This is a genomic window from Sphingomonas sp. 10B4 (genome assembly GCF_035019905.1).
GTDB classification, from domain to species: Bacteria; Pseudomonadota; Alphaproteobacteria; order Sphingomonadales; family Sphingomonadaceae; genus Sphingomonas; species Sphingomonas glacialis.
Genome location: NZ_JASJVC010000095.1, coordinates 1 through 10,589 on the forward strand (window position 1 = coordinate 1; position 10,589 = coordinate 10,589).

The 10,589-nt window shown below is 60.6% G+C and carries 11 protein-coding genes and 2 pseudogenes; 6 read left to right on the forward strand and 7 right to left on the reverse strand.

Going from position 1 to position 10,589, the window contains the following annotated elements; all coding sequences use genetic code 11:
• Positions 1-450: 450 nt before the first annotated feature.
• From QN347_RS17495 to QN347_RS17505, 3 genes and pseudogenes are all read left to right on the forward strand, one after another.
• Positions 451-968 (forward strand): annotated as a pseudogene (locus tag QN347_RS17495) (type IV secretory system conjugative DNA transfer family protein); the annotation flags it as partial.
• An 822-nt stretch (positions 969-1,790) separates the two neighbouring features.
• Positions 1,791-2,669 (forward strand): replication initiation protein, encoded by an 879-nt coding sequence (locus tag QN347_RS17500; protein ID WP_322164321.1) that lies wholly within the window; start codon positions 1,791-1,793, stop codon positions 2,667-2,669.
• A gap of 52 nt (positions 2,670-2,721) precedes the next feature.
• Positions 2,722-3,465, forward strand: coding sequence for a carbon-nitrogen hydrolase family protein (locus tag QN347_RS17505; RefSeq protein ID WP_322164320.1), 744 nt, complete (start codon positions 2,722-2,724; stop codon positions 3,463-3,465).
• Between the two features lie 58 nt (positions 3,466-3,523).
• On the opposite strand, the gene QN347_RS17510 is transcribed toward QN347_RS17505, so the two are convergent.
• The 5 genes and pseudogenes from QN347_RS17510 to QN347_RS17530 all read right to left on the reverse strand — a co-directional run bounded on the left by QN347_RS17510 (position 3,524) and on the right by QN347_RS17530 (position 7,853).
• Positions 3,524-3,808, reverse strand: coding sequence for a ribbon-helix-helix domain-containing protein (locus QN347_RS17510; protein WP_322164319.1), 285 nt, complete (start codon positions 3,806-3,808; stop codon positions 3,524-3,526).
• On the reverse strand, positions 3,805-4,440 hold the full coding sequence (locus tag QN347_RS17515) for a ParA family protein (protein ID WP_322164318.1): 636 nt from the start codon (positions 4,438-4,440) through the stop codon (positions 3,805-3,807). The genes QN347_RS17510 and QN347_RS17515 overlap by 4 nt, the downstream gene beginning before the upstream one ends.
• Positions 4,441-4,506: 66 nt before the next feature.
• A pseudogene (locus QN347_RS17520) lies at positions 4,507-5,137 on the reverse strand (transcription elongation protein SprT).
• 184 nt (positions 5,138-5,321) lie between these two features.
• Positions 5,322-6,260, reverse strand: coding sequence for a sensor domain-containing diguanylate cyclase (locus QN347_RS17525; RefSeq protein ID WP_322164317.1), 939 nt, complete (start codon positions 6,258-6,260; stop codon positions 5,322-5,324).
• Positions 6,261-7,298: 1,038 nt separating this feature from the next.
• Positions 7,299-7,853, reverse strand: a complete 555-nt coding sequence (locus tag QN347_RS17530; protein WP_322164315.1) for a transposase — start codon at positions 7,851-7,853, stop codon at positions 7,299-7,301.
• A 695-nt stretch (positions 7,854-8,548) separates the two neighbouring features.
• On the opposite strand from QN347_RS17530, the gene QN347_RS17535 reads away from it, so the two are divergent.
• Together QN347_RS17535 and QN347_RS17540 are read left to right on the forward strand one after the other, a co-directional pair.
• Positions 8,549-9,118, forward strand: a complete 570-nt coding sequence (locus QN347_RS17535; protein ID WP_322164314.1) for a recombinase family protein — start codon at positions 8,549-8,551, stop codon at positions 9,116-9,118.
• Positions 9,118-9,618, forward strand: a complete 501-nt coding sequence (locus QN347_RS17540; protein WP_323494242.1) for a hypothetical protein — start codon at positions 9,118-9,120, stop codon at positions 9,616-9,618. The genes QN347_RS17535 and QN347_RS17540 overlap by 1 nt, the downstream gene beginning before the upstream one ends.
• Positions 9,619-9,643: 25 nt before the next feature.
• Here the strand turns inward: QN347_RS17540 and QN347_RS17545 are convergent, their stop codons facing one another.
• On the reverse strand, positions 9,644-10,012 hold the full coding sequence (locus QN347_RS17545; RefSeq protein WP_322164313.1) for a transcriptional regulator: 369 nt from the start codon (positions 10,010-10,012) through the stop codon (positions 9,644-9,646).
• Positions 10,013-10,035: 23 nt separating this feature from the next.
• A complete protein-coding gene (locus QN347_RS17550) occupies positions 10,036-10,338 on the reverse strand; it encodes a type II toxin-antitoxin system HigB family toxin (RefSeq protein ID WP_322164312.1) in 303 nt (100 codons plus the stop codon).
• A gap of 69 nt (positions 10,339-10,407) precedes the next feature.
• On the opposite strand from QN347_RS17550, the gene QN347_RS17555 reads away from it, so the two are divergent.
• The coding region (locus QN347_RS17555; RefSeq protein WP_323494244.1) for a hypothetical protein at positions 10,408-10,589 on the forward strand (182 nt) is incomplete at its 3' end.

Consider the following 10,589-nt stretch of genomic DNA (forward strand, 5'->3'; position numbering starts at 1 on the left):
GTCATCGATCCTGCAGATTACAGAATCATGGCTTGAGCGAGCGACGATTTTGCGGGTCGTCAAGCAGACGGAGTATAGATAACAAATATCTCAAATAAGGCGCCTAGCACGTCCGCTATTTAAGCACGACTGATCCACGCCGGAAGGAAAGTTGGGCAAGGAGCAACTATCGGGTTCGCGCAGTGCCCGACTGGCTATTTCGTTCCGCAGCGAGAGTTTGAACGCGTTCAGCGCGCTCGGCCATCTCTTCCCATCGTTCTGCCGATCGAAGTGCTCGAATGCGAACATTTGGTAGCGTGGCAATTTCGGCCGCTGCACGCTCGGCGTTTGCACGTTTTCGGTACGATTTTGCATCGTCGCTCATCTCAATCGTTTATCGCATTCGGCCTCCGCCCGCTAGCGCCGGCTGCCTTCGCGGCGCTGGTCGAACGGATGCAGAAGATCGGCGGCCTGGTCGCGCACGCGCTGACCCAACTGGCGCGCGCACCGGGATGTCTGCCTTGGCCGGCGCTGTTCCTTCTCGATGAGTTTGCAGCGTTGGGTCATCTGGAACCTGTCGAGCGAGCGATGTGGCTAATGGCGGGTTACGGAATCCAGCTTTGGCCGATCGTACAGGATATCCATCAGCTGCGCGCCCTCTACGGCCAGCGCGCCGGCACCTTCCTGTCCAACGCAGGGGTCCTGCAGGTGTTGGGCGTCAACGATCAATAGAGCGCGCAGCATGTCTCTTATCTGCTCGGCCAGGAGACGGTTCTGTTCGAGACCATGAGCCGCGCGCTCGATGCGGAAGCCACTGGGATATCGTTCGGCCAGCAGCATGTCGGTCGGCCGCTTCTTACCCCGACGAGCTCCGCACACTCAGCCCGGATCGCCAGCTCCTGTTCCTCGCGGGACAGCGCTCTGTCATCGCCGCCAAGCTGCGCTATCATGCCGATCGCGAAATCGCCGGGCGGTTCGATCTAGCGTGATCGATCAGATTTTAGCAGCATGTATAGGCGTATACATGCTGTAGCGAACCGGAATGCCCACGAAAAGTGAGTTTTGGGGTATCGCCTCACTTTTAGCTTCACGGGGCGGATAGGATTCATTGGCAGGGCCATCCGGAGACCGTTTTCGGAAAAAACATCTCTCCCCCCTTCCAGCCTGTTTTGAGGCTCCATTCCCCCCAAAAAACGCCCGCTGTACCCTCTTTGACGGGTACCTTCGATCGCAACAGCGAGCTGCCGGTCGAACTTGGCTTCCCGAAAAGCGATTTTGACGGTTGGTCTTGGTGATAGCGGTTGTGGTGTGGTGTCGGCTGACCCTCGGCATCGACGGCGAAGCCGGTGACCAATGGAGGCGTATCGGCCATAGGCCATTCCGCTTCTTCTTTTCGTCGCCTGCCTCCTTGCGATGATTTGGAGGTGAATGCACTAATGGACGCTGAGTTATCCACAGGCAGGGCCTACCCTAAAACTCACCGTTCGCGTTCAGATTCAAATATTCTTCTTAGATTCAAGATTCAGGGTCGCGAAACCCCTGGATTTCTCCGGAAAACGACCTCGAAAAGTGAGTGTTGGGGACGAGTCGCGTGAGCTTTGGGGTAGGCTAAGGTGAGCTTTGGGGTCGGTTAAAGTGAGCGTTGGGGCAGAGTCTGGTGAGCTTTGGGGTAGGTGGCCGTCCTAGCGCGATCGACGGTGAGCTTTGGGGTAGCCGTCTCTCTGCCCGATCGGCGAGCTAGAGGATTTGCCAAGCTCACAATTCACGCTAAGGTGAGCCGGTATTTTGCTCCTCCTCACCGGACCTGCTTTATGTCGTCCCAGCCCGCCGCTGTCGATCTGACCTTCCGCACATTGACGCAGAAGGGGCGTGGCAACCCGTTTGATCCCGCCAATTACGGCGAAATCGTCAAGCCCGGCGAGCTGGTTGATATTGTCGAGCTGAGTCCTCTCACCCTCGCCGATCGCCGCATCTACAATCTGCTGATCGCCAACGCTTGGGAACGCATCGGCGAACCCATCATCCACCGCATCCCGAAAACGGCCCTGAAAGGGACGCACCAGGGCAACGAGCGCGTGGAAAGCTCACTGCTGCGCCTGATGGGCACCATCGCGATCGTCACAATCCGTAAGGCCGGCAAAAGCTACAAGCGCCGCGTCCAGCTCCTCGGCCCCAGCGACGAAAGCCTCGAAAAGGACGGCTTCCTCCACTACCGGATTCCCGAGGAGCTGATCGAGATACTGCGGAATAGCGAGGTTTATGCCCGCCTCAAGACGCAGGTGATGTACTGCTTCGAATCGAAATACGCCCTCTGCCTTTATGAAATGATCGAGCGCCGCATCGGCCTAGAATACAAACAGAAGGAAGAGTTCACGATCGGGGAGCTACGCGGGCTGCTGAACGTGCCGGCGGGCAAACTCGAACGCTTCGCCGACCTCAACAAATACTGCCTCAAGGTCGCGGTCGAGGAAATCAACAAGCTCTGCCCCTTCTATGTCGAGTTCGTGCCGATCAAGAAGGGCCGCAAGGTTGAGCGCGTCGCGCTCCACTGGTTCCCGAAAACGTCGAGCGGCAAGCGCGACGCACAGAACCTGATCGACCAGCACAGCATCGTGCGCCGCGCCAAGCTGCGCGGCGGCATTCCCGAGCTGCCGGTCCTGGTCGATTTCAGTGCGCCGGTCGAAAGGTGAGCCCCTACCCCAAAACTCACTTTTAAGCCCTGCGCTGGGATAAATAGCCCTCATGCGGATAGCAACCGTTCAATGCCCGGCCATCGCCGACGATGCAGCCAGCGCGTGCGAGGCCGTCGTTCAGCGCCTGCGCTGGGCCACGAAGGAGGCAATCGACCTTCTTGTTTTCCCCGAAGCGTTCCTGCTGGGGCATTCCTACGATCCTGAGACGATCCGTTCACGCGCCCACGAAGCATCCGGCGCTGCCTTGACCGAGCTGTGCCGGCGGGTCGCTGCGTTCCCGGTAACGCTGGTGGTCGGCGCCTTCGACGTGGCATCTCGGCATATCTTCAACAGCGCGTTCGTCATTGAGGAAGGTCAGATTGCCGGACGCTATGCCAAGGTCCATCCTAATGAGCCGGGGGTGACGGCCGGCAGCGACTTTCCCACGTTCGTCAGATCGGCGATCCGCTACGGCATCAACATCTGCAACGATGCGAACCATGCAGATCCTGCCGAGCAGATTGCCCGCCAGGGCGCCGAACTTATCCTCTACCCGCTCAACAATATGCTGCCACCTGTGACGGCCGAGCGCTGGCGGGAAAAGAGTCTGGCGAACCTTGTCGATCGCGCTCAACAGACCGGATGCTGGATCGCATCGTCCGACGTAACTGGCGCGTCCGAAGGTCTTCTAAGCTACGGATGCACTGCGATCGTGGCTCCAGATGGTCACGTCGTCGCGCGGGTGCCGGAGCTTAGTGGAGGCGCGGCAGTCTATGATGTACCGGAGCGGCAGCTTCGGGCCATAATATCCTGAACCTGATCCAGCCTCCACACCTTGGCGACTACGCGTATAGCCGTATACATATATACGGCTATACGCTCCGGGCGACACGCCCCCTGCCCTTCTTCACGAACAGATCGTCCAGCGCCTCGGCGAGAAGATTCTGCACCGTCGTCCCTTCCTCCGCCGCGAGGATGCGAAGCTGGGTGCTAACTTCGGGCGCGAAGTGTCCGCCGATCAGCTTCGTCCCCTGCCGTCCTCTTGACGCGGGCTTGGCGGAAGGAGCCGCGACCACTGGTCCCGGCGCTGCCGGCGTGTCGCCGCCAGCCTTCGCGCGATCGAGGACGGCTTGGAGTGCGTTCGGTTTCACCATCATGCCGCCCCCGTTTTTTCGTATAGGCGTATAGCCGTATACTCGTATAACATGTTGATCTCGGCTGCTGCTGGGCCGTTTGGCTCGAATTCCTGCACCGCCTGCCCTACTGCCTGTGCGCGGAAGAACGCCTTGCGGTTGCCGATCGTCACCGGGCAGACGGCCGCGCCTAGTTCCTCCACCGCCTTCATTGCGTCGCTCGTTTCCTGGCCCTGGGGCGGGACGAACGTCAGCACGACGGCGAAGGCGCGATCGAGCTGGCGCACCACGTCAAGCGTGTGCGTCATGCTCATGGTGTCGAACACGGCGGTCTTGGTCGGCACAAGGATGAAGTCGGCGTGGCGCGCCGCTTCATAGGCCACGTCGCGCGCGACGGCCGCGCCGTCGATCACCACAAGGTCGGTGCCGGCATCGGCGCAAGCCTTGAGCATCGCCGCCAGCCGTACCGGCTGGATCGAGGCGACCGCCGGCGTGTCGAGTTGGCGCACGTCCTTCCAGAACGATGCAGTCGCCTGCGGGTCCAAGTCGATGATCGCGACTTCCTTGCCGGCCTGCTCGGCCGCCACGGCAAGGCACGTCGCGAGCGTCGTCTTTCCGACGCCGCCCTTCTGCGACAGGATGGCGAGAACCTTCATATACGCTCCTACTAGTATAGGCTTATACCTGTATACGGAAATGCGATCGGTTGGGAAAGGGAGGTTTTACGGCTCCGGATCGTTTTCGTTATTCTCAAGAGAATCGTGCCGCATGGCGCCATGGCCCGCGGTCGGACAAAGCGGAGCACCGATCGTCTCCAGCCACTTCCGGGCGATCCGCACTGTATAGCCGCATCTCTCGAACTCACATTTGAGCAAACGTGTCGCCTGCTCTTTCGGCCGCGTCGTCTCGCCGCCGGTGTCTAGCCGGGCATAGGGAAGGGAGCCAGCTGTGGCCAGGATCGGCGCGACGGCAGCGAGAAAGGCGGCGCCGGGGGTGGTGGCGCGCATCGGTCCGACCAGGCCGAGCCCGATGGCGATCCGTTTAAATGCCTTTCCGTGCCCGGCAGAGATCCCGACCGCGGCGTGGACCAACTCGTGCGCGAGAATGGCGGCGATCTGCGCCGGCATCGCGTCGTCGCGTGCGCGAGGTCTGGCCGGATGAATATCTCAAAATGCCCGTCGCCGCTGCACCTGCTGTCCCAGCATTCGCCGATCGCTTTGCCCTTGGCGCCTCGGCTGGTGCAGCCGATCGCGACACGCACGCGCGAGGGTAGGGGGGTTCCCAGCGCCTCGAACGGTGGGGTCATGCCAATTGTACCCTGTTCAGCCAGCTCTCACGATTGTCCTGTTCCATATCCTGCTCACTTCAAATGGCCTCGGGCGATGGCCTCGGCCATCGGCCCTGCCTCGTGGCGAACAGCGGGGGGGTGAGGAGGCAGCGGGAATCTGCCGAGGTGCCCTGTGTGCATTATCAGGACACAGATTCACGGTAGGAATCTGTTGGCCTGAAAGCGCGCAGTGTCGAAAGCTAGCTGTGGCTAGCTCGCCAGCAGAAGCGCTGATTTGCAGCAGTTTTTTCCGGCTTCCTTCGCGAGGTACAGTGCGCGGTCGGCAGAGGTCAGCAAAGTCTGCGGCATTACGGCTGTTGCACCGTCACGGGCGAGAGCGGTAGCTACGCCGATGCTGACGGTAATTACCCCTCCTACCTCTACTCCTTGGGGGATTTGCAGCGCTTCGACAGCAGCTCTGATATGTTCAGCGACATCCATAGCATGATCACGGTTCGCCTCAGGTAGTACGACGGCCAGTTCCTCACCCCCGTATCTAGCGACCACATCTTTATCGCCGCTGGTTGCCGAAAGGAACGCCGTTGCCACGCTGCGGAGGCAATCGTCCCCCACCTGATGCCCATGAGCGTCGTTGAACTTTTTAAAGTGATCGATATCCGCAAGCAGCAGCGACAGCTGTGACTTGGCAACAAGCGTCCGCTTCCACTCTCCCGAAAGCGCCTCATCAAACGCCCGGCGATTGGCAAGACCGGTAAGGCCGTCCTTCATCGCCATGGCACGCAACTCATCTTCGAGAGCCTTGCGCTGAGATACGTCGCGCATGATGACGGCTCGGTCCCCCGGGGTCCCCGACTTCAGGTGCTCGACAACCCTTGAGGCTACTTCAACCCAGAGCAGGGAGCCATCGCCGCGAATGACGCGCACGGTGACCGTCGCATCATTCGAGCCGCCACCCATTACGACCCGGTTAGCTTCAACAAGAACTGGAAGATCTTCGTGGAATACGAACTCGAAGACAGGGTGTCCAATCACCTCAGACGGCGATCGGAGAAACAACCGGTCGGAGGAGCCAGAAATATAGCTGAAGGTCATGTCAGGCCCAACCAGGGCAATGACATCGCTGGAATGCTCCGCGATCAGCTGGAGAACGGCTGATGCCTTCGCATCGTCAGGTGCCCAAGGCTTCAAACCGCTACTCCCGACATACGCAACGCATCAAGACGTCAGAGCGGTTCGTAAGCCTTTCGCACCTAACGTGCGATGAAGATTGCGCCTTTCTCGGTCCAACCGACGGCTCTTTCAGACGTAATGAACTGATCGCGAGCAGGACGGTAGACAGGGGGCGGTGGAAGGAGTGCGTCATGATGCGGCCGTTGGGACCGAACGCTCATAAAGCGTGATCGCCTGAAGCGCCTCTCTATGCAAATTGTGAAAACTGCCGTGCTTGAATTTCGGCCAGCCCTGCCAATTCCTAAAACGCGATCCTTTTCGAGAAAGGCGGCAGCGCCGCAACATGTCGGCCAGCGCGACGGATCATCCATAAGCCGACCGGTCTATCCTCCCAATCCTGGCCGTTACCGAACCAACTTCCGCCCGACCATTCCTTTCATAAACGGCCGTTTTTGGCGTAATGGCGGCGCTGGCGCGCCTGTACGGGAAACGCCTTTCGCAAACCTCTTTCACCCGCTGGCCGAAAGGCAACGCTAATGCGAAAGCCTAGCCTACCGTGAATCTGTGTCTGGATAATGCACAGGGGCCGAGGTGGTGCGGGCGCAGCGGAGGAGCAACGGTCCGGCTGATTGCCGTTGCTGGGAGAGGGGGGCGGCGCCCCACTTTCCCTCTGATAAACTACATCGCCGGCATCGTCGACGTCCTCAAGCGGGCGCGCCCGCCCCGCGTGATCGTTACCCGTAGGGCGAGACGCCGATCGGCGGCTCAATCGGAGCGAAGATAGAGCGCGGCCCGGCACGGGCACGTCGACGCCCTTCTGTATACGTGTATACATGGGTTGGCGAGTCCTGGTCGGGAACGCGATCGGCGCGGCCAGCATCTTCCCGATTGGGATCAAAGACGGTCCGAAAACTCGGAGGCGATTGGGTGTAGGCGAGTTCCCCGCCGGAAGAATTCCGGGTAGCCGGCGTTTTTAGCTGTTACGCTCTGGTGAGGCCGCAATGCGCCGGCATAAAGCCATATCAGGCAACGAAACGGCGTATTTTGCGGCGTGGATCAGGTTTTCACCGCCCCGATTAGCCCCGGCACGCCAATGATGGTGATTGCCCGCCTGAGATTGCAGGCAAGTGCCGTCAGACTGAACTCGGCGCGAACCTTTTCCAGCCCGCGCATCAGGAACGCACCCTGGTTCATCGACTGCTTGATCGTGCCGAACGGATGCTCGACGGTCGACTTGCGAATGACGAGGATGTCGGGCCGCCTGCCGAGGCGCTCGGCCATACGCTCGATGATGGCCTCGTTTTCCCAGCAGTTGATGCGGCGCCAGCGCCCTGCGGTGCAACGAGCCTTGAGCTCGCACCCCGAGCACGCGGAAGGGTTGAAATACTGGATCGACACATGCCCACGAGTGACCGAGCGGTAGCGGATGTCGAGAACCTGGCCATCGGAGCAGTGGTACGCATCCGCTTGCGGGTCGTAGCGGAACCGCTCCTTGGGGAAGCGACCGTTGGCGATGGCGCTGCCGCGGTGCGGGCGGGGTATGTACGGCGTGATGCCGGCCGCCTCGCATGCCGCGATGTCCTCGCCCTTGTGGTAGCCCGTGTCCGCCACGGCATCGATGCGGTGAGCCCCAACAATTCCTTGGCTGCGCCGGCGGCGGGTGCCAGCAGGCCCATGTCGTTGCAGGCGTTCGTGACGTGCTGTTCGACAATCAGCTTGTGTTTGGCATCGACCGCCACTTGGGCATTGTAGCCGACCGTCACTTTGGAATGCGCGACCATCAGGCGGGCATCGGGATCGGTGAGTGAGATCTGCCCCTCGCCGCTCTCCTCCAGTTGACCCAGCAGTGCGGCACTGACCTGACGCTGCTCGCAGTTTGGCGATCTTCGTCGCCAGCCCATCGCTGCGGCCGGTGCCGGCGCCATCCTCGCCGCGGTCGATCTCGTCCAGCTCCGCCAGATAGCGCTCAGTCGCGCGTCCGTTGAGGCGAGCATCTGATGCGACGGCCTAGGAAGATCGCGACCGCTGATATTTAGCGGGGGCTGCACCTTCCCAATTGGGAACCCCGGCCCGGGGTCGCAGAGACGAGGGAAAGCCACATCACCTCGCCGGCAGGGCCATTTCTCAAAACCCGTTCCCAATTGAGCTTTCCCGAAACGGGCACACGGCGACGGAGTTATGGGAAATCGGTGATGTCGCGTATATCCTAAGTTTCGCGACAACGACTTTGGCGCTTAGTTTTCCTCGTGAATTGTTGTCGCAAATATCTGTTGCATATTAATATTGTTCTGATACAGTTTTGCGACATGCTGATTGGCTACGCCCGTGTGTCCACTGATGACCAAGATCTCCGGCTGCAACGCGCCGCGTTGAAGGACGTCGGATGCAAGCGGACGTTCGAGGAGAAGATCTCGGGCGCGAAGCGTGACCGGCCCGAGTTGGCCAAGATGATCGAGCAGCTGCGCGACGATGACACAGTGGTGGTGACGCGGCTCGACCGATTGGCACGCTCCACCCGCGACCTGCTCGACATTGCCGAGAAACTGAAAGAGGCCGGCGCCGGCCTGCGCTCTTTAGCCGAGCCTTGGGCGGATACGACTTCGCCGGCGGGCCGTATGGTGCTGACCGTGTTTGCCGGCATTGCCGAGTTCGAGCGCGAGCTGATCCACCAGCGCACCAGCAGCGGGCGAGTGGCGGCCAAAGCAAGGGGAGTCCGCTTCGGCCGCCCACCCAAGCTCACCCCTGATCAGATCGCGCTCGGCGAACGATTGGTGAGCGAGGGAACATCGGTGCGCGAAGCCGCCAAACTGCTAAAGTGCCACCATGCCACGCTCTACCGGGCGCTGACCGCTTCGGCGCCGAGATTGGGCGTCTGATGCCGATCCGTCCCGAACATGTGTTTCTGTATCCGATCGACTGGCCGCAGCTGTCGCAACTCGTGCGCTTCGTTAGGGCAAAGGGACGATGCGAGCATTGCGCGCGTCCTCATGGACAGAAGATATTTCACCTGGGCGACGGGCGCTGGTGGGACAGGGACCGGCTATGCTGGCGGAACGGCAGGGGCCGACGTGTGCGACGACCGGTCGAGAATATCCTCATCCAAGGCCGGTGGACGCCGGTGGTGTTGGCCTGCGCGCACCTCAACCACGATCCCAGCGACAGCGCGCTTCATCAGCTGGCGGCACTCTGTCAGCGCTGTCACATGATTTACGACGGCCCCGAACATCGTCGTCGGCGCTGGATGAACGCTCACTACCGGCGTGCCCTCGGCGACCTGTTTTATGGACCATATCCGATGCGGGGCGCCGACTGGATCACACCTACGCCGATCAGCATGCTCGACGACAGCCGGTCATTATACGCTCAGATTCGATAGGACCGCATTTCACACACGTCGCAGGTTACGCCTTGGCAAGCGCATAGTCCTGAACCAGCACCTTTTCCGGTACATGCCACGCCCCGGCAATCTTGCGGATCATGGGGAGTGTGAGGGCGCGATGACGCGCCAGTATCTCTGTCGCCCGTGACTGTCCGATCAGCGCGGCCAATTCAGCCCGCGTGTAGCCATTCATCTCCATTGCCGCCTCGATCGCGCGCACTGGATCAAGGGTCTCGATAGGCCAGCGACGGCTCTCATAAGTTTCGACCAACGTAGCAAGCACGTCGAGCCGATCGCCGGCATCGGTACCTTCTTCTGCTCCCCACAGCGCCTCGATCTCCCGTAGCGCTGCTTCATGGTCTTCGTCAGTTCGGACAGGACGAATGTTCATCGCACCACCTCCAATAGGCATTGTCAAAATAGGCTCACTGTCAGGGCATCGATCTTGTCGTACTCGGCATGCGTCCCAACGAACTTGATGAAGGCAATCGCCCTCTTCCAGTCGAACGCCACCACCATGCGATAGTCACCGCCTGCCACCTCGAACCGTACCCGCTCGCCGTTAAGCGACTTCGCTTTCGAAAAGTCGGCGACGACGTCCAGGGGGCTTTGCCAGGCAGCCGCCCCGGCGACCTCATGCCAGTGCCTCAAAGAAGCTTCCGTCATGGGGTGCTTCGACCAGAACGCGATCAGCTTGTTCCTGGCAATGATCCTCATATCCACCGACATAACACTTCCCATTACGGGAAACAACAGAACGCTCACATCGGAAAAATCTGGTACCGTATGGCCGAGCAAGACGTCGCGGGCACCTTCAAGGGCAAGTGCGCCAACACGGTGCGCCCGGTCCTTGAAGCATTCGCCAGTGTGGGGCTAGCCGGCCGGCTGAATGAGAGGTGGCTCGGCAAATTTGGACAGGCTGTTAAGTGGAGTTTCTGCCTGAAGGTGGCCAGCATGGCTGCCGAACA